At 48.1% G+C, this 16,422-nt stretch carries 22 protein-coding genes; 21 read left to right on the top strand and 1 reads right to left on the bottom strand.

The window, feature by feature from the left end:
- Positions 1-27: 27 nt before the first annotated feature.
- The 21 genes from PXC00_RS03315 (at position 28) to PXC00_RS03215 (ending at position 15,582) form a co-directional block, all read left to right on the top strand.
- The gene (locus PXC00_RS03315) at positions 28-2,148 is read left to right on the top strand and encodes an FAD-dependent oxidoreductase (RefSeq protein WP_275846103.1); all 2,121 of its coding nucleotides are present in this window, start codon (positions 28-30) and stop codon (positions 2,146-2,148) included.
- On the top strand, positions 2,145-3,335 hold the full coding sequence (locus PXC00_RS03310; protein ID WP_275846104.1) for an NADH-ubiquinone oxidoreductase-F iron-sulfur binding region domain-containing protein: 1,191 nt from the start codon (positions 2,145-2,147) through the stop codon (positions 3,333-3,335). Before PXC00_RS03315 ends, PXC00_RS03310 begins: the two co-directional genes overlap by 4 nt.
- A 57-nt stretch (positions 3,336-3,392) precedes the next feature.
- Positions 3,393-4,841: an FAD-dependent oxidoreductase gene (locus PXC00_RS03305; protein ID WP_275846105.1), complete on the top strand. Its 1,449-nt coding sequence runs from the start codon at positions 3,393-3,395 to the stop codon at positions 4,839-4,841.
- 43 nt (positions 4,842-4,884) lie between these two features.
- On the top strand, positions 4,885-5,850 hold the full coding sequence (locus PXC00_RS03300) for a flavodoxin family protein (RefSeq protein WP_275846106.1): 966 nt from the start codon (positions 4,885-4,887) through the stop codon (positions 5,848-5,850).
- Positions 5,851-6,262: 412 nt separating this feature from the next.
- Complete coding sequence (locus tag PXC00_RS03295; protein ID WP_275846108.1) at positions 6,263-7,273, top strand: tyrosine-type recombinase/integrase; 1,011 nt, start codon at positions 6,263-6,265, stop codon at positions 7,271-7,273.
- Positions 7,274-7,468: 195 nt separating this feature from the next.
- Positions 7,469-7,870 carry a hypothetical protein gene (locus tag PXC00_RS03290; RefSeq protein ID WP_275846109.1) on the top strand — a complete coding sequence of 134 codons (402 nt, stop codon included), beginning with the start codon at positions 7,469-7,471 and terminating at the stop codon, positions 7,868-7,870.
- Positions 7,863-8,090, top strand: a complete 228-nt coding sequence (locus PXC00_RS03285; RefSeq protein ID WP_275846110.1) for a hypothetical protein — start codon at positions 7,863-7,865, stop codon at positions 8,088-8,090. The genes PXC00_RS03290 and PXC00_RS03285 overlap by 8 nt, the downstream gene beginning before the upstream one ends.
- An 87-nt stretch (positions 8,091-8,177) precedes the next feature.
- Complete coding sequence (locus PXC00_RS03280; RefSeq protein WP_275846111.1) at positions 8,178-8,972, top strand: ParA family protein; 795 nt, start codon at positions 8,178-8,180, stop codon at positions 8,970-8,972.
- A 202-nt stretch (positions 8,973-9,174) separates the two neighbouring features.
- Complete coding sequence (locus tag PXC00_RS03275; protein WP_275846112.1) at positions 9,175-10,293, top strand: ParB/RepB/Spo0J family partition protein; 1,119 nt, start codon at positions 9,175-9,177, stop codon at positions 10,291-10,293.
- A gap of 18 nt (positions 10,294-10,311) precedes the next feature.
- Positions 10,312-10,686, top strand: a complete 375-nt coding sequence (locus PXC00_RS03270; protein ID WP_275846113.1) for a hypothetical protein — start codon at positions 10,312-10,314, stop codon at positions 10,684-10,686.
- Between the two features lie 52 nt (positions 10,687-10,738).
- Positions 10,739-10,960, top strand: a complete 222-nt coding sequence (locus tag PXC00_RS03265) for a DUF2786 domain-containing protein (protein ID WP_212507985.1) — start codon at positions 10,739-10,741, stop codon at positions 10,958-10,960.
- Positions 10,961-10,988: 28 nt separating this feature from the next.
- A complete protein-coding gene (locus tag PXC00_RS03260; protein WP_275846114.1) occupies positions 10,989-11,348 on the top strand; it encodes a DUF5406 family protein in 360 nt (119 codons plus the stop codon).
- Positions 11,341-11,757: a hypothetical protein gene (locus tag PXC00_RS03255; protein WP_212507983.1), complete on the top strand. Its 417-nt coding sequence runs from the start codon at positions 11,341-11,343 to the stop codon at positions 11,755-11,757. Before PXC00_RS03260 ends, PXC00_RS03255 begins: the two co-directional genes overlap by 8 nt.
- On the top strand, positions 11,754-11,939 hold the full coding sequence (locus tag PXC00_RS03250; protein ID WP_212507982.1) for a hypothetical protein: 186 nt from the start codon (positions 11,754-11,756) through the stop codon (positions 11,937-11,939). The genes PXC00_RS03255 and PXC00_RS03250 overlap by 4 nt, the downstream gene beginning before the upstream one ends.
- The gene (locus tag PXC00_RS03245; protein WP_212507981.1) at positions 11,936-12,289 is read left to right on the top strand and encodes a hypothetical protein; all 354 of its coding nucleotides are present in this window, start codon (positions 11,936-11,938) and stop codon (positions 12,287-12,289) included. Before PXC00_RS03250 ends, PXC00_RS03245 begins: the two co-directional genes overlap by 4 nt.
- Positions 12,286-12,819, top strand: coding sequence for a hypothetical protein (locus PXC00_RS03240; RefSeq protein WP_212507980.1), 534 nt, complete (start codon positions 12,286-12,288; stop codon positions 12,817-12,819). Before PXC00_RS03245 ends, PXC00_RS03240 begins: the two co-directional genes overlap by 4 nt.
- 433 nt (positions 12,820-13,252) lie before the next feature.
- On the top strand, positions 13,253-14,350 hold the full coding sequence (locus PXC00_RS03235) for a replication initiator protein A (protein ID WP_275846115.1): 1,098 nt from the start codon (positions 13,253-13,255) through the stop codon (positions 14,348-14,350).
- Complete coding sequence (locus PXC00_RS03230; RefSeq protein ID WP_275846116.1) at positions 14,340-14,690, top strand: hypothetical protein; 351 nt, start codon at positions 14,340-14,342, stop codon at positions 14,688-14,690. The genes PXC00_RS03235 and PXC00_RS03230 overlap by 11 nt, the downstream gene beginning before the upstream one ends.
- The gene (locus PXC00_RS03225; protein WP_275846117.1) at positions 14,683-15,138 is read left to right on the top strand and encodes a hypothetical protein; all 456 of its coding nucleotides are present in this window, start codon (positions 14,683-14,685) and stop codon (positions 15,136-15,138) included. The genes PXC00_RS03230 and PXC00_RS03225 overlap by 8 nt, the downstream gene beginning before the upstream one ends.
- On the top strand, positions 15,122-15,343 hold the full coding sequence (locus PXC00_RS03220; RefSeq protein ID WP_275846118.1) for a hypothetical protein: 222 nt from the start codon (positions 15,122-15,124) through the stop codon (positions 15,341-15,343). The genes PXC00_RS03225 and PXC00_RS03220 overlap by 17 nt, the downstream gene beginning before the upstream one ends.
- Positions 15,343-15,582, top strand: a complete 240-nt coding sequence (locus PXC00_RS03215) for a hypothetical protein (RefSeq protein ID WP_212507974.1) — start codon at positions 15,343-15,345, stop codon at positions 15,580-15,582. The genes PXC00_RS03220 and PXC00_RS03215 overlap by 1 nt, the downstream gene beginning before the upstream one ends.
- On the opposite strand, the gene PXC00_RS03210 is transcribed toward PXC00_RS03215, so the two are convergent.
- Positions 15,568-16,332 carry a hypothetical protein gene (locus PXC00_RS03210; RefSeq protein WP_316935079.1) on the bottom strand — a complete coding sequence of 255 codons (765 nt, stop codon included), beginning with the start codon at positions 16,330-16,332 and terminating at the stop codon, positions 15,568-15,570. The two genes, PXC00_RS03215 and PXC00_RS03210, sit on opposite strands and share 15 nt — an antisense overlap.
- Positions 16,333-16,422: the final 90 nt, after the last annotated feature.

The following is a 16,422-nucleotide window of genomic DNA, read 5'->3' as shown; positions in this document are numbered from 1 at the left end:
AAAAAAAATTAGGAAGGAAGGATTTTCATGGCAGCGATTACGATTGACGGAAAAACCATTCATGCCGACGAAAATCTGTGCGTACTGGAAGCTGCGCTGCAAAACGGCATTTACATTCCGCACCTGTGCCACCATCCGGATCTGCCGGATCTGGGTGCTTGCCGGCTCTGCGTTGTCGAATGTGCGGGAGAAGCCGAACCGGTTCCCTCCTGTATGCTGCAGGTGCGCGACGGACTGCAGATTACCACCAAAAGCGAGCGCGTTGACCATCTGCGCCGTCTGGCAATGGAACTGCTGCTGGCTGCCCACCCTGAGGACTGCTCCGCCTGCCCTAAGTACGGGCGCTGTGAGCTACAGACGCTGATTCAGTATATGAATGTTTCCGCTACACGGATGCACACCCGTGTCAAAGGCTTTGCAGAAAAGGAACAGCCGCTGCTGATTCACGATATGAACCGCTGTATCCTGTGCGGCCGCTGTGTGCGCGTCTGCGACAGTGTGCGCGGCGTGCAGGTGCTGCAGTACAACAAACAGGAAATGGAAACCTACATCGGCACCCTGCACGACCGCCTGCTGAAAGACGCGGACTGCCGCTTCTGCGGTGCGTGCGCTGAGGTCTGCCCCACCGGCTCCATTCGGGACGCGGTTAACTACACCGCAACCGAAAAGCGCGATGCGCTGATTCCCTGCCACGCCGCGTGTCCGGTTCATACTGATGTGCCGCGCTATGTCCGTTATGTCAAAGAGAGCCGCTATGCAGAAGCTACAGCCGTGGTGCATGAGCGCCTGCCCTTTCCAGAGTGTCTGGGGCACGTCTGCGCACACCCGTGCGAGGCACAGTGCCGCCGTGGGGAAGTCAACGAGGCAATCTCCATTCGGAACATCAAGCGTTTCGCCGCAGAGCATGACAACAATTTGCTGTGGAAGAAAAACCAGAAGCGCCTGCCTGCCACCGGCAAACGCGTCTGCGTGGTGGGCGGCGGGCCTGCCGGCATGACCGCCGCTTTTTATCTGGCAAAGCAGGGACACGCCGTCACCCTGTGTGAGGCATTCCCCAAGCTTGGCGGACAAATGCAGTACGGCATTCCTTCTTACCGCCTGCCGCGCGATGTTGTGGACCGCGAGGCAGGCTACCTTGCGGAAGTCGGTGTCGAAATCCGCTGTGGTGACCGCGTGCAAAAGCCACTGGAACTGAAAAAAGACTATGATGCCGTTGTGCTTGCCATCGGTACCCACAAGGGCGTACGCCTGCCTATGCCCGGCAACGACCTGCCCGGCGTCCTGCTGAACACCGACTTTTTACGCAACGCCTCTATGGGCAGCCCTACCGGTCTTGGCGAGCGCGTGGTGGTGCTGGGCGGCGGCAATGTGGCGTTTGATTGCGCCCGCACTGCCAAACGCTTGGGCGCAAAGGAAATTCATGTCGCCTGTCTGGAAGCCCGTGAAGCCATGACCGCGGATGAAGAAGAAATTCTGCAGGCGCAAGCTGAGGGAATTGCGGTTCATCCGGCACAAACTTTTGAAGCCATCCTTGGGGAAAAAGCTGTAACTGGCGTATCCTTTATGAACGTGAAATCCTTCCGCTTTGACGAAAACCATCGCGCCGTCATTGAAAAGGAAGAAGACTCCTTGCATCAGATTGCGGCAGATACCGTCATTTTCGCCGTTGGGCAGCGCGCGGAAATTGACGAAAGCGCCGGACTGCCGCTCGGACGCGGCAACAGCATTCAAACCACCGCACCAGACAGCGCCGCGACCGCCACGGAAGGCATTTTTGCCTGCGGTGATGTCGTTTACGGCACCAAAACCGTCATTCAGGCAGTTGCCTCCGGCCGTGATGCCGCAAGTGAAACCGACCGCTTTCTGGGCGGAACCGGCGATATTTCCGAAGTGTTGGCGCCGCGTGAAACACCGGACGGAAACATCGGCCGTGTCGAAGGCTTTGCCGCGCTCTCCAGAAAGCAGCCCGAAATTCTCGCCGCCGAAAGCCGCTGTGATAACTTCCGCATGGTGGACAAAGGTCTGCCTGCCGGTGAAGTCTGTGGCGAAGCCGCCCGCTGTTTACAGTGTGACCTGCGGTTCCAGCTGCACCCGGGCAGAATCTGGAGCGATTACAACACCACGCAAAAGGAGGTTTCTGCACAATGACGAACAACAATACGGAAGCAGAGCAGATGGTACAAACGCTGTCTGCTGAAGAAATTCTGGAAAAGCTGCGCGCCGCCAATCTCTTGACCACTGGCAGTGCGCCCGCACCAGCTGCTGCGTGCCTGAAGCCCGCCTCCTGCGTGGTGGGTGCTTTGGAAAATGCAGACTGTGACGGTGTGCTTGCCGAACTTGCCTTACAAAGCCCCGACGGCATCGCCGCCGGTTTTGCCGCGGCTGTCAAAGTCACCGGCGCCAAAGAAGCCCTTGCTGCTTTACCGGAATCCTGTGCAGATGCCCAAAGTGCTCTGCAAAAAGCGGCGGAACGTATCCAACTGCCGCTGACAGTTGTGCTGCAAAACAGTGTAAACGCACGCGCGCATTTGCATGATGTACTGCTGCCGCTGCCCACACTCGCCGCAATAGCCGATGTGCTGTCCGGACAGCAGCCCGCCGCTGTCATATTTACAGACGGCCACCTGTGCGCAGTGCCGTTCGGCACGCCGCTGCGCTCTGCTTTTCCGGCGGTTAATGCGCGCGCTGTGTGCATCAACCACACGTTTTACCCCGCTGAAGTGTTAGATAAGCCGCTGGCACCCGATTTTCCGCTTGGCAGCGGTGTCATCCGCCCTCTGCGTAACGACCAGTGTATCGCCGCGGAAGCTTTGGCAGAACTGCAGATCCTGCGCAAAAAAAGCTGCGGGAAGTGTACCTTCTGCCGTGAGGGGCTGTTTCAGCTTTCTGCAATTTTTGAAGACCTGACACAGGCGCGCGGAAAAGCCGCCGACTTAGACCTCGCGGCAGAACTCGGCGAAGCTATGAACCATTCTGTTCTTTGCTCGCTGGGGCGCATCGCCGCCGCGCCTGCGTGCAGCGCGCTCACCGCTTTCCGCCCGGAAGTAGAGGCGCACCTGCGCAAAAAGGTCTGCCCCTCCGGCGCGTGTAAAGCTTTCTTAAAGCTTTACATTGACCCCACTCTCTGCCAGGGCAACGGCGACTGCATGGATGTCTGCCCTGCGGACTGCATTGAGGGCAAAGACGGCTTTATCTCTATGATTGACGAGTTTGACTGTACCAAGTGCGGCAAATGCGTTGAAGCCTGCCCGGAGGGGGCGGTCAAGTATGCTTCCGGGCATATGCCGCCGCTGCCGGAACGCCTGACGCGCGTTGGCCGTTTCCGCAAACGCTGAGTCCTTTCGTTTTGCACATCCTGTAAATCCAACATTCTTTATAAAGGAGACTTTCACATGAAGCAGATTCAAACCGACGTTGCAGTCGTTGCCGGCGGCCCCGCCGGACTTGCCGCCGCAATTACTGCCGGCGAAAACGGCCTGAAAGCCGTCATTTTGGAAAAATCCAACACCACCGGCGGCGCCGCCAACATGGGCATGGGCCCGCTGGGAATCGGCACGGAAATTCAGAAAAAAATGTTTAACGACATTACGGTCGAGGAAGCGCTGGAGGAACACATGGAATACACCCACTACCATGTGGACGAAGACCTGGTGCAAATCTACTTCAACAAATCCGCTGACACCATTGCATGGCTGCAGGAAATGGGCGTGGAATTTGCCGGCGCCTATCGCTATTTCCGCGAGTCCGCGGCAACCTGGCACATTGTCAAGCCGGAAAACGGCGTCATTGGGCCGCGCGCGGCAAGTGCCATGGCAAAAGCCATGACCGAGCGCGCCAAAGAACTGGGCGCGGAAATTTATCTGGAAACTCCCGCCACCGACCTCATTGTGGAAGACGGCCGTGTGTGTGGTGTGCTGGCAAGCGATGCTTCCGGTGAAACGTATGAAATCCGCAGCAAGGCAGTGGTTGTCTGCACCGGTGGTTTCGGCAACAATGCCGAAATGATTAAGCGGGAATTTGACCTGAATCTTGGCAAGGATTACTTTCCGTTCCGTATTCCCGGTATCACCGGCGACGGCCTGCGCATGATGTGGAAAGCTGGCGCAAAAAAATGGGGTGCCAACATTGAAACCATTTATCAGGTTCCGGACAACCTCAACTGGTTCTTAATTGACGCAGTGCTGCGCCAGCCAAATCTGCTGATTAACCAAAACGGCGACCGCTTTATGAACGAAGGACAAATGGGCAACACCACCTACACCGGCAACGCCATCGGTATGCAGTCGGGTCACTACGCCTACTGCATTATGGACGAAGCAATTCTCAAGCGCTACAAAAAGAACGGCCCCGATATTTTCGATATTGTACATCCTGCAGATGCTTTCCTTGCCTTTGACCAGGAAGCACAGAAAGCACAGGATGCACATTACGAAGGCTACATCGAAGCCAAAACGGTGGAAGAACTTGCCGAAAAGCTGGGCATTGCCGCAGACAAACTGCAGGATACCTTGGACGAGTACAATGACTTCTGTGACTTCGGTGTGGATGAGCAGTTCCACAAGCCACAGAAGTACCTGCACCCCATCCATGGCAAGGGCAAGTATCTGGTCGGCAAGTTCTATCTGGGCGCCTACGGCACAGTTGGCGGCGTGCGCGTCAACAAATACTGTGAAGTGCTGGACGCTGACCTAAAGCCGGTTCCGGGGCTGTTCAGCGCGGGTTCTGACGCAAACACCATTTACGGTGACAGCTATAATTTCACGCTGCCCGGCAATTCCATGGGTTTTGCCGTCAACAGCGGCCGCATGGCCGGTGAGCGCATTGCCGACCTGCTCAACTAAAAATTTCTGCAAAGCAGAAGAAGCAAGGAGAAAACTGCATATTATGTCTTTTAAAGTAATCGGAATCGTTGCAGGCCGTCACGGCGGAAACAGCGAAATCCTGGTCAAAGAAGCCCTGAGCGCCGTACAGAAAGCCGGCGGCGAGGCCATTCTTATTAACCTGTTTGATTATCACATTCTGCCCTGCACCGGCTGTGAATCCTGCACCATGCAAATGGGCGAAGTCGCACAGGATCCAACCAAAACATACAAGGGCTGTATTCTGAAGAACCGCGATGATATGGATACCATTGTCAACGTCATGCAGACCTGCCAGGGCGTAATTGTGGGATGTCCCACGTACGATCTGGCTCCCTCCTCGCTGTATTTGACCTTTGCACAGCGCTTTCTGGCATATGAGCTGGCATTCCGCATTCAAATCGGTGCGGTCAAGAAAGATCCGCACACTGTGGCGGGGCTGATTGCCGTCGGCGGCAGCTGCCACGACTGGCAGACACTCACGCTGGAAACATTGCAGGCAACCATGTTCACACAATCCCTGCAAGTTGTAGACCGTATGCTGTCTACGCGTGTCGGGCGTCCCGGCAATGTTCTGCTGCATCCGGAGCAGATTGCCCGCGCACACCAGATGGGTGCACACATCGCGCAGGCGATTCAAACACCGGTCGAGCAGCGCACCTGGCTTGGCGACCCGAACGACGGACTCTGCCCGCGTTGCCACTCCTCACTGATTTATCCCGGCGATGCGCACTGGGACGGCATTACCTTCCCGTTTGAGTGTGCTGTCTGCGGCGCAGGCGGCAATTTGGAACAGCAGCCAGACGGCAGCTACCGCTTTATTCTGGCGAAAAACGGTCTGGTTCGCGACCGGAACGTTAATGAGGCACGCGCCGAGCACTTGAACGAAATCATTAAAACACGTATAGCCTTCTTAGAACGTCAAAGCGAAGTCAAAGAGCAGTACGCCAAGTACCGCGCCATGTCGTTTCCAAGCATTCCGAAAAAATAAGCCTATTGTCACAGGCCATGCCGGCGAATACCGGCAAGCGTAATAAAAGAGTTGTTGCAAAGCAGTTCTTAAAAAAAAGATGGAACAGCCCATTCCGATTTAAGAGGGTTGTTCCACCTTTTTTGTATGAAAAGAAAATCCCAAGACAAGTAAAAAAGCTGTTTGCAAAACAAAAGTTTTGCAAACAGCTTTTTTCTCATTATCATGCAACCTGTGACGGCAAAACCGCCGGGAAAGAAGTGGTATTGCATGATTTCTGCCGTGTTCGCCTTTCGGCCATTTGGTGGACGTTATAGGACTCGAACCTATGACCTTCCGCACGTCAAGCGAAAATTATGTCACATAGTGTCATCCCTTTCTTTATTATATGAAATAATATAACTATTAGAAAAAGAAAGGATCTTGAATAACTATGACACAAGAAGAAATTATGATGTTGAAAACCGCTCTTTCGCCTATTACATCCATTTTGAAACAGAACCAACCGACGATAACGTTTGGAGAATGGATGACAAAATATTTAGAAGGAGAACGCAAAGGAACTGTAAGTGCCAAATCCTATCATCAACTGGAACTATTGCAAAATAAAATTCCGTCTCAACTACAGGAACTTGCTATAACCACAATTACCCCCATCATGTTGCAGAAATTTCTAAATAATTTTGCAGTAACAGCGTCCGAATCATACATTCAAAAAATGTATGGACTTTTGCGCTCAACTTTTGAATCCGCAGTAGAAAATGACATTTGTATCAAAAATGCCGCCAGAAAACTTAAGTCTCCACATAAGCCTGAAAAAAGCGGTAGTAGTTATGAGCTTGAAGAGGTTCAGAAAATCATTTCCTTTGCCCTTACATACTATCAAGGAATCAGTAATAAACGACACCGTAGAGTAGCCATGCAAATTGCAATTGGAACTATCGTTTTACTTGTAACAGGGATACGCCGTGGGGAACTGTTAGGACTTGAATATGTCGACTTGAATGTTCAAAAAGGAATCATCCACATCCGCAGAGCTGTTTATTGTGACGATGATGGAATTCCTCGCGTAACTGATGGAAAGGCAAAAACACATGATTCCATAAGAGACGTTCCTTGCCCCTCATGGGTGATGGAACTTATTTTGAACATTCCTAAAACCTGTGACTATCCATTTGGCACGTCAGTTGGTACATTAATATATCCTTCCAATTTTAACCGTTCTTACAATAAATTTATGAAAGAATCTGGTATCCACCGTTTGAATGTTCATTCATGCCGTCATACAACAGCAACACTAATGCAAGAACTTGGCGCTAATCTTCGCGATGTACAAGTAATTCTCGGACACACTCGACCAGAAACCACCGCAAGGTACAGCCATCCAAGCGCTGCTAAACTGCACAAAACCAGCGACGCGTATTTTCAATCAATTATTAAATAACAAACTTAACTATGAGTCTAATCACACTTGGCTTAGCTGTCAAGTGCTTTTTTATACCATTTTACATATTTGAAATGCGACATTCTATCACATTTGGGAAGGAAGTGAACCGATGAACAAAAAGACCTGTGCTAACCATCCGTCTTGTGGCCGTTGTCGCGGCCCCCACCGAAACCACTTTAGGAGTGAAGTATTATGGAAAACAAACTACCGCGCTTGACCTTTAAACTTGCTCAGCAGATAGCAAAAAAGTATTTTGGTACTGCCGCAGGTTTGCGCCCGGACGAAGATACCATAGACGTACCGTCACACTTTCGGCACTACAGAATGGAGATTGGGCATCTGCAAATCTGTATTGGCTATACGCCTGACAGCAACGATTACAGCAGATTGTCACACAGCTGCATCCAGCTGCACACATATCTCTCATGCAGCGGAGTTGGCATATTTGGTGACAGTATTGAGCAGTACATTGACCCCATCACGTTGGAAGAAAATTACGATGCAGAAGATGAAGAATCCTCTTATCTCCGCGCTTCGTATGTCGCAGAGATGGAAATACAGACTTGTTTGAAAGAGGTAAATCAAAATGATTAAAATGCGCTTAACTGCCCTGCCAGACGAACTGCCGCAGGAAATTGAACGGTTGAAAGAGAATCATATTATACTGGATGTGTCAAAGCCGGAACGCAACCGTGGCAGCATATATTACCGTCAGTATGTTGACGCTGAACCAAAGGAACCGCAGGTTTCCAAAAAGCACACCCTCCAGCCTGCGGATGATGAAGTGTTTTACTCTACATTCCTTGACGAGTAAACCTGTTGCCTATCGGCAGCACAATGACAAAAAGACAAAATATTAACGTCTGTGGCTGAAAAGCCCCCATTGTAAAGGAGAAAAATCATGAGCAAAATTATTGCAGTAGCTATCGAAAAAGGTGGCGTCGGCAAAACAACAACGGCATTGAATATCGGTGCTGGTTTGCACCTGCTGAAAAAGAGTGTCCTTCTGGTAGACCTTGATCAGCAGGGACATTTGTCCCGCTGGCTCGGCTATCAGCCGGACGGCAAGCCCACCATATCAGAGCTGATTTACCAGGAAGTGTCTGGTATCTGCTCTAACGATGATGCTCTGTTCATCCGTCATAGCGACCGGGAGCAGCTCGACTACATTCCGGCTAATAAGATGCTGGGCGGTATCTATGCTGTCTTAGGTAACGATGGTCAGAGTAATACCGTGCTTGACAGGATTTTTCACCGCGATTTTTTCGCTCGATATGACTACATTTTGTTTGATTGCCCGACTGCTGTTGATAATCTGCTGGTTAGTAATGCATTGAAATGCAGCGACAAATTGCTGTTACCAGTGCAGGCGGAAAAGTTTGCTTATGATTGCATTCCGCAGATGTTGCAGCGGTATATGGCAATTAAGCAGACACAGGATGTTAAGCCATACTTGGCTGGAATGCTCGTTACCATGTATAGTCGCCAGACAAAAATGAGCAACGAGGTTTTCACGGCTTTAAAAGAAAGCTATGGAAGCCTCGTTTTTTCAGAGCCTGTTCCGATGCTGCAAGAAGCGCGGAACAGCACAGATGATGATAACGCTCTGTGCGGCAGTTTGGTACACCGTAAGAGTAGCCGTGTTGGGCAGGCATACCTTGCCGCTGCTAAAAGAATCGCAGGTGATAAACAATGAATGAAGCAATAAAATCTTGCCCATTTTGTGGAGCATATCCAGAAACTGACTATTTCCCTGATAAGCACTGCGACACATACGGAATAACTTGCTCCAATGAAAAGTGTATTGCACACAGTATCTTTGAAGTATATTGTTCTATTCAAGAAGCTGTCGAAGCGTGGAACTGCCGTGTTCCGCAATCGGAAGGGAGTAAAAAGAAATGAAAAAGCAGTCACTTCCGACTCTGGAGCAAGCGTTTTCCGGCACACTGTTTGGTTCGGGTGCAACCACATTACTATCCGATATTCAAATTGTAGAATTTGAACCGTCTGAATTGACAGAAATCACAGACCAACCATTTCACGCCTACGGATCAGACAAATTGTCGCAGTTGGCTGATAGTATCCGCGAAAACGGACAGCAGCAGCCCTGCATCGTTCGCAAGATAGACAATAAGTACATTATCTTGGCAGGTCGCAACCGTAAACGCGCTTGTGAACTGGCCGGTTGCAAAGTAAAGTGCATCGTGCGCGAATGCACAGATGCAGAAGCAGATTTGATTTTGACTGACACCAACCTTTACCAACGTCATGAACTGCTGCCATCCGAATTGGCTCATGCATACAAAATGCAAAAGGCAGCATACGAAGCGCGTGGTGAGAAAAAAAGCACCGCCGCCATCGCTGATACTTACGGCGAAACAATTAAAACCATACAACGTTACATCAAGCTGGCAGATTTGAACCGCAATCTGCTGGCTTTTGTTGACTCTGGACGCATCCCGGTTATGGCTGGTGTGATGCTGACCGATACCACTTATCCTGGCAATCAGCAACGCCTTGCAGATTACCTGATAAACAATCCCAGTCAGAAAGTATCGTTGAAGCAAGCCGAAGGACTCATGAAGCTTGAAACCCTTCACAACTGGTACAGTGACATTCTGGCTGATTTCTTTGCCGGAAAAATTGATTTGCTGGAACCTGACGAAGCGGATGGTGTAGAGGAACCTGTTCCGGCTGGGAATCAGAGCAAAATGGTCGAGATACCAGAAATTCAATCTGCCGGTAATAGAGCTTTTGCGCCGGTGCATGAATGTAAGGCAGTCGAAAAGCACGTCCGTGACAGCAGCGGAAACCTGCCCCTGCCAAACCAGGAAACTGTTTTCTCTGAGGATGATATTGTGGTCAATGATGCAGCTGCCCCGGCACGTTATGAGCGCCTGACACATGAGCGTTGCAACGGAATTAAATCTGGCTATTGGAGTGAGGCCACAAAAGAGGAATTGGTGCAGCGCCTAGCCGAGTTTGAAAACATATATCCTGATGGGCCAATAAAATGATAAAAAGGAGTGCCTTTTATGGATACAAAGGCAGTAAACTGGCGAGGGTTAAATAGGCAGCTAGATTCATTGCTGGTTGAAAATATTGCAGGGATGCAAAAGAAACGGCTGTTGGTATTCTTTTCTGTGAAAAAATCCTGTCGGCTCGAAATTACAACAAATATCCATAAAGCATTTTTAGAATTTGTAAACGAACAACCTGAATATGCTTTTATGAATACTCGAAAAGAAATTGCACGATCAATTCATCAGCTTGAGCAAGAAATCAAGGAGTTTGAACTTGCCCAGTTTGATGACTCATGGCCATCCTACTATAAGATGCGGTTAAAGACTACCAATGCTGAATTAATAGCCTTTGAGTATTGGCTTCGTGTAATCACCAATTTATTGTAGTTAGCAGCGTTTGAAAATGCCTATCCAGATGGGCCGAAAGGAGTGTGACACTATGGACATCAAAAGCAAAATAACAAAGTTGCTGGCTCTCTCAACGAGTCCCAATGAAAACGAAGCAAAAGCAGCGCTTCTCAAAGCTCGACAGCTCATGGCTGAACACAAGTTACAAGTGAGTGATGTTGCTCCCTCAGAAAATGCAAGGCTTGTGCAACAGCTTTGCTCTATGCAAAGCCTAAGCAAGTGCAAAAAGCTACTGAAAAACTTGAATCCATGAAAAAACAGTTCAACAAAAGGAGGAAAAAATGAATTACAATCCGAATATGTACAATGCAATACAGACTGTAAGACTCACCTTTCAGCAGTGGGAATACACCGGTCATATTGCCTTTGAAATAGGCGGAAACTGCAAGGGCGCAGAGCTCTTTGAAAATGTCCTTGACGACCTTGACGAAGATACAAAGTTTGTCGAAAACGACTGCAAATTTGAGTTCAATGAGCCGGACGAAGATACAAACGAAGATTATGCTGACGGTTGGTACAGCATGACGCTTAAAAACAGGGCTGGCGACGAACTTTCGTGCAATGACACATTGCCCGATGACCTGCCAGAAATGCTTGTTGCCGTCGAAATCGTTGATGTAAAGGAGGAAACCAATGAGTGAAGAATTAAAGCCATGCCAGTTAAGTCCAGAACGTGCTATTGAAATTTTATGGGGCGAGGCAGCGCGAAACCAACAGCCATTGCACTGCACCCGCAAAGAATTATGTGATGCTGTAGAAATGGCAGAAGAATCTATTACCCGCGCCCAGCAGCCGAATGAGCCGCTGACAGTGGGCGAGCTGCGAAAAATGGATGGACAGCCGGTGTGGGTAAAAGCCGTCGACCCAAACGATTCGGATACTAACTACTGGGCGATTGTAAGTGCGAATATGCACTACTCTCACAAATCGGGAGGCGTAATCAGTACGTCAACCGACGGAGTAGCCGTTGTTGCAATTGCTTATTTTGAGGACTACGGCAAATCGTGGCTTGCCTACCGCCGCCCGCCGGAAGCAGGTGAAAAGGGGTGAAAACCAACGATTTAAAACCGTTAGAACAGCCATGCGTGGTATGCCGAGACCATAAGCCCAATAAACCATTTAAAATCCGCGCTGACAACGCCGTTTTGTATGAAACAAGTTTTATCAACAACTGCCCTTTTTGCGGCAGATTTCTTATTGAAAATTATCAAAAAGAAGGTGAAAAAGGATGAAAGTTGAGTATGTGCAAAACCTCGACGATGAAGACATCAAAAAGCAGTGTGCGTTTGGGCTTGCGGACATATGGAGCAAGTACGTGGCCGCAAAGGATTGTAAAGATACGCGTACCATGCGTTGGTATGCAAAAGATTTTCAAGCTGTGAGCAATTTTCTGTACCAAACGCTCGGATGGACATTCCGAGATGATTCGCACGACGGGGTGGTGTGGGACATAACCGGGCAAAAGGAACACGACTTAGGCGCGATTGAGGGATATGGAAAAATGCTTGCAGAACTCAACGGCGCTGAAATTTGCCCATTCTGCGGGTCACTGCTCGGCAATCCGGAGGAGGCCAACCCATGACTGCACCGGACAGGAAAAAAGGTGAAAATGTGAAATATTCTAATTACCGAAAGTTAGGCAAATATCAGGCGGAATTAAAGTGGTGTGCTTCTCGCCTGCAGGAAAAAGACAATTCTTCTTTTGTCGCTGAATTTTCCGAAAAAGCATGTTTGCGGTTGCAAGAGATTGTTCGGCAGCAGGCACTTGATAGCGCATGGAACACTTATCACAACATAAACCGCAAAGCAGCAGACTATAATCCTCATGAAAAAGAAATACTTGAGGAAATAGCTCATATGAAATCATCTGAAGACGGTTGGAAAGTAGCCGATGATATGCTCAGTGTTTGCAACAGTTTGAAAGTTCCATGGTATGCAAAGGGGCGAGCAGCTTCCCGATTTGGTTTTCTCATTTTACTGTTTGACCTTGTGATAGGAGCGGTTTACTTTTATTCATTTGGAAGATGGTTTGTTTGGTTTTGGATTGGCATGGCCATATTTATCATGATTTCAGTGCTCAATTCTCATTATCTTGCATTATTCAAAGCTTAAGAAAACCTGAGGAAATCGAAGATAGCAGAAAAGCGGCCAGAACACAACATCTTGTGGTCTGGCCGTTTTTGTGCCAGCAGGTAAAAACCTGCGTAATCTGCGATAACCGCTGAAAATGGCAGTTGACTTTTCAAGCGCTGTCGGGCGGTGCTTTATTATACAAAATGTCCGTTAAGTCTAATTAGATTGGTGGTGATTTTTTGTTGCAGAATATTTTAACTTTACTAATTTTGTGTCTTTTCGTTGTAGTCATAATTCTTGGAGAGAGTCTGGCAACAGGAGATGCCAGACTCTGCAAGATAAGGGGAAAATGGATAATTTGTTTACTTATCATTTTGGTTTTATTTAGCGTAATATATGAATTAATGTACATGCAATAGCAATTTGCAGCACTCCTAAAAGTCAGGAGTGCTTTTTTATTGGAGGAAATATTATGAAAAACCGTCGTTATCGGATTGAGGAAACCGTGCAGGAGCGGTTCATCCGTATGCCCTACGCCCTTTTCGCTAATCCACAGTACAAACCACTGACACCGAAAGCCAAAATTCTTTATGCTCTGCTGCTGGACAGAATGACACTCTCCATCAAGCACGGCTGGAAAAATGAAAATGGCGAAGTCTATCTGATCTATCCGCGTGAAACGATTGCTGACCTTTTGGGGATGCAGCCGAAGACAGTCAGCAACGCTTTCAAGGAATTGCACGATGCAAAATTAATTGAAGAAGAACGACCAGGGTGTGGCCGCAGCAATCGCATTTATGTACTACACGCCGAAATGGCTGCAGATGATGCCGAGAAATTTTCGGTTGACATGGACTCTAATAATGAGAGCGACAGTGACAAAGAGCTTGAAAAGTACGAAAGGTATATGCAGATGTGTAAAAATGACACCCATTGTATCCCTGAAACACCCGAAAACGAGGCACTTACCCCCTCATCCGCGCCGGAACCCCTGTCATTATTACCGATTCAGAAAGGTAGTAATGACGTTTCTAGAAAGGTAAAAATGACTCCTGAGAAAAGTCAAAATGACCTGCGAGAAACGTCAAAATTACCTACTATCCATACTGACCTTAACCAGACGGACTTTAGCCAAACTGAGGGGAGGGACGCGAGTGCTCCCCTCCCCTCCATGCAAGAAGTTGTTACTTCTGCTGTGCAGCTTTTTGCAGAGAAGTGTCCTTCCCTGCCTAAGCCGGTAACCATCGGCTGGACGCCGAAGCGAACAACACGGGTGTACCATCAACTGGAGTTCCTCTCTCGGCAACAGTGTTCCTTGTATACACTTTTTTCGCAAGTTGAAAAGAGTGATTTTCTCACAGGCCGTACTGCAGGCTATGACAAGCGCGTGTTCCGGGCAGACATTGACTGGATTACACGCCCGGACAATGCTGCAAAGATTCTGGCGGGAAAGTATGACACCTCCCCCACTGTTCGGCCGCAGGACAAGCCAAATCATGATCTTGATGCTTATGAGCGGGACTGTGATAATCTCATTTTTGAAGCAACGGAGGATTTGTATGCGAACTAAAACATCAACTTTTGAAATCTGCGGCCATAGCATAAATGTCGCAGGAAAGTCGTTTGTATATATTCACGATTCTGAATCAAATCAGAATTTTGCAGCTGTATCATTTGAGGTGGAAGTACGAAAAGACTTTGCTGGTCAGCCATATTTTGTTGTCAAAGCGGATGCATTGCTCGATGATGAGCCACTACACAAGCACTTGTGGCTGCTGGAAACAACGGACTTTAACGCCGCATACGATTTAAAAAATGCTCTTTGCACACTGCTCGGTGACCCTCCATCCCGATACCAGATGCAGCATTGCACCGGAGCACTGCAATTTAGGAGGACTGGAAATGACTGATACAGGCTATAAATGCGCTGGCAAGCCGCTGCACGTCAGCGACATCGTTGCCGAGCGCCACATGGACACATCCGGCGGTCAAGTAAATTTTGACCTGACCTACTGGAAAATCACGCAACATGACGACGCATTCTGGCGCTGCAGCTGCGGGCCGGAAGGCACCGAAATTAAGCTGGACGCTGATCTAGACATACACTTTTCTATTGCTGACGCGATTGATCTGCAGACTTCGGAAGTGCAATTAGTTGCTCCCCCCGTAGATACAAACAATCAGGAAAAGAAGTCATGGCTGTTTGCAAAAATCACCATAGCGGCTTTGGTTGTTTACATCCTTTTACGCATCTGCACACCATTTTTAGTTACTGCCAACATCGTTGCCGTACTGTGCGCTGTGTTGGCAGCAATCACAATAAAACTGCACGGAGGTATTCATGATGAGAAATTTTGACCCGGACTATATCCGAAAGCGTCAAAAAAGCACGGCACGGGCAACTGTGATTGCCGGTGCCGTGCTTCTGCTGGTAGGACTTTGGCTATCCTTGTATTGTGTTCTCGGCTATCTGGTGATGATTGCCGGATTTATTATGGCCGACTGGACTTTACGCAACCATGGCAAAGGGCTTTTCCGCAACAACATCTGGCGGAAAAAGTAATGCGAAAAGATAAAACTGCTGCACCTGCACCACCGGACAGTCCCAACGGTCGGGCGGCTTACCTGCAGCAGCTGACGGCGGAAGCTCCGCAGCTTACCGCAAAGCTTCCTCTGAATGAGCAAGAATATGTACACTGGGTGCGGGTAATTAATGACCGGTTGCGTTCCGGTCGGTACATTGAGGATGAAGCGCGCGCGTGGCTGATTTGGATGCAGGTGAAGTGCTTACAATATTTTTGATTTTATTTCTCTAAAACTGTTAACATTCTGTCTACGACTTTGCCGATAGCCCTTTATAACTCCAACGATTGTAATAATACCACCTATTACAAACAGCGGCATATAGAATGTATTAAGGATTAAGAGAAGCATTCCCTTTGGAGACATACCACGACAGTATTGTGTAAATACCTCAGCTTCTTTATCTGTAAAACTTTGCCCAACAAAAAAAGAATTGGGCAAAAAAGAAAAAATATAATTCACAATTTGATGTATTAAGTTTACTCCAAATGTAAAAATCGCATTTACCAAAACAACTATTTTTACGTCAGCAAATAAACTTAATACTAGCCAAACTCCTAACAATACAATGCTGACAACAATTACCGAAACAAGTAAAGCGCCAAAACCATCTAGGTATTTTCCAGTCATATCAACAACATACTGATTCAGATTAGCAATGTTCTCATAAAACGAACGGTTTTCAAAGGCAAGCATACCGAATATTAAAACTGCTAATCCAGAAAGTTGTAGCCCAAACCATAGGTAGCCGCGTATTGAAGTACGAAATTTACTGATGCTTTTTGCTAGGTCACATTTTATTTCAAATGAAACTAATAAGGCTAAAATGGAGTAAATTATTACATATCCTATACTTACACCATTTGTAAAAGGGAATATTCCAATAAGCAGCAAAGGAATGAAGACAGAAATTACGATGTACCGCATATTAGTTTTCCACCATTTTAACACTTTCTTTATCGTCTCCACAATAATCACTCCATTCTTATATTCAAAAATAAATAATCTACAAAAGGATGATAATTGAAATGTTTTCCGACTTTTATACAAAGTTTGTTA

This window comes from Caproicibacterium argilliputei (genome assembly GCF_029211325.2).
Classification (GTDB): Bacteria; Bacillota; Clostridia; order Oscillospirales; family Acutalibacteraceae; genus Caproicibacterium; species Caproicibacterium argilliputei.
Note: the sequence above shows the minus strand (reverse complement) of the source record. Positions and strands in the feature narration are given on the sequence as shown.

Coding starts and splice junctions, on each gene's coding strand:
- PXC00_RS03315 (WP_275846103.1), top strand. CDS start 28: ATGGCAGCGATTACGATTGACGGAAAAACCATTCATGCCGACGAAAAT.
- PXC00_RS03310 (WP_275846104.1), top strand. CDS start 2,145: ATGACGAACAACAATACGGAAGCAGAGCAGATGGTACAAACGCTGTCT.
- PXC00_RS03305 (WP_275846105.1), top strand. CDS start 3,393: ATGAAGCAGATTCAAACCGACGTTGCAGTCGTTGCCGGCGGCCCCGCC.
- PXC00_RS03300 (WP_275846106.1), top strand. CDS start 4,885: ATGTCTTTTAAAGTAATCGGAATCGTTGCAGGCCGTCACGGCGGAAAC.
- PXC00_RS03295 (WP_275846108.1), top strand. CDS start 6,263: ATGACACAAGAAGAAATTATGATGTTGAAAACCGCTCTTTCGCCTATT.
- PXC00_RS03290 (WP_275846109.1), top strand. CDS start 7,469: ATGGAAAACAAACTACCGCGCTTGACCTTTAAACTTGCTCAGCAGATA.
- PXC00_RS03285 (WP_275846110.1), top strand. CDS start 7,863: ATGATTAAAATGCGCTTAACTGCCCTGCCAGACGAACTGCCGCAGGAA.
- PXC00_RS03280 (WP_275846111.1), top strand. CDS start 8,178: ATGAGCAAAATTATTGCAGTAGCTATCGAAAAAGGTGGCGTCGGCAAA.
- PXC00_RS03275 (WP_275846112.1), top strand. CDS start 9,175: ATGAAAAAGCAGTCACTTCCGACTCTGGAGCAAGCGTTTTCCGGCACA.
- PXC00_RS03270 (WP_275846113.1), top strand. CDS start 10,312: ATGGATACAAAGGCAGTAAACTGGCGAGGGTTAAATAGGCAGCTAGAT.
- PXC00_RS03265 (WP_212507985.1), top strand. CDS start 10,739: ATGGACATCAAAAGCAAAATAACAAAGTTGCTGGCTCTCTCAACGAGT.
- PXC00_RS03260 (WP_275846114.1), top strand. CDS start 10,989: ATGAATTACAATCCGAATATGTACAATGCAATACAGACTGTAAGACTC.
- PXC00_RS03255 (WP_212507983.1), top strand. CDS start 11,341: ATGAGTGAAGAATTAAAGCCATGCCAGTTAAGTCCAGAACGTGCTATT.
- PXC00_RS03245 (WP_212507981.1), top strand. CDS start 11,936: ATGAAAGTTGAGTATGTGCAAAACCTCGACGATGAAGACATCAAAAAG.
- PXC00_RS03240 (WP_212507980.1), top strand. CDS start 12,286: ATGACTGCACCGGACAGGAAAAAAGGTGAAAATGTGAAATATTCTAAT.
- PXC00_RS03235 (WP_275846115.1), top strand. CDS start 13,253: ATGAAAAACCGTCGTTATCGGATTGAGGAAACCGTGCAGGAGCGGTTC.
- PXC00_RS03230 (WP_275846116.1), top strand. CDS start 14,340: ATGCGAACTAAAACATCAACTTTTGAAATCTGCGGCCATAGCATAAAT.
- PXC00_RS03225 (WP_275846117.1), top strand. CDS start 14,683: ATGACTGATACAGGCTATAAATGCGCTGGCAAGCCGCTGCACGTCAGC.
- PXC00_RS03220 (WP_275846118.1), top strand. CDS start 15,122: ATGATGAGAAATTTTGACCCGGACTATATCCGAAAGCGTCAAAAAAGC.
- PXC00_RS03215 (WP_212507974.1), top strand. CDS start 15,343: ATGCGAAAAGATAAAACTGCTGCACCTGCACCACCGGACAGTCCCAAC.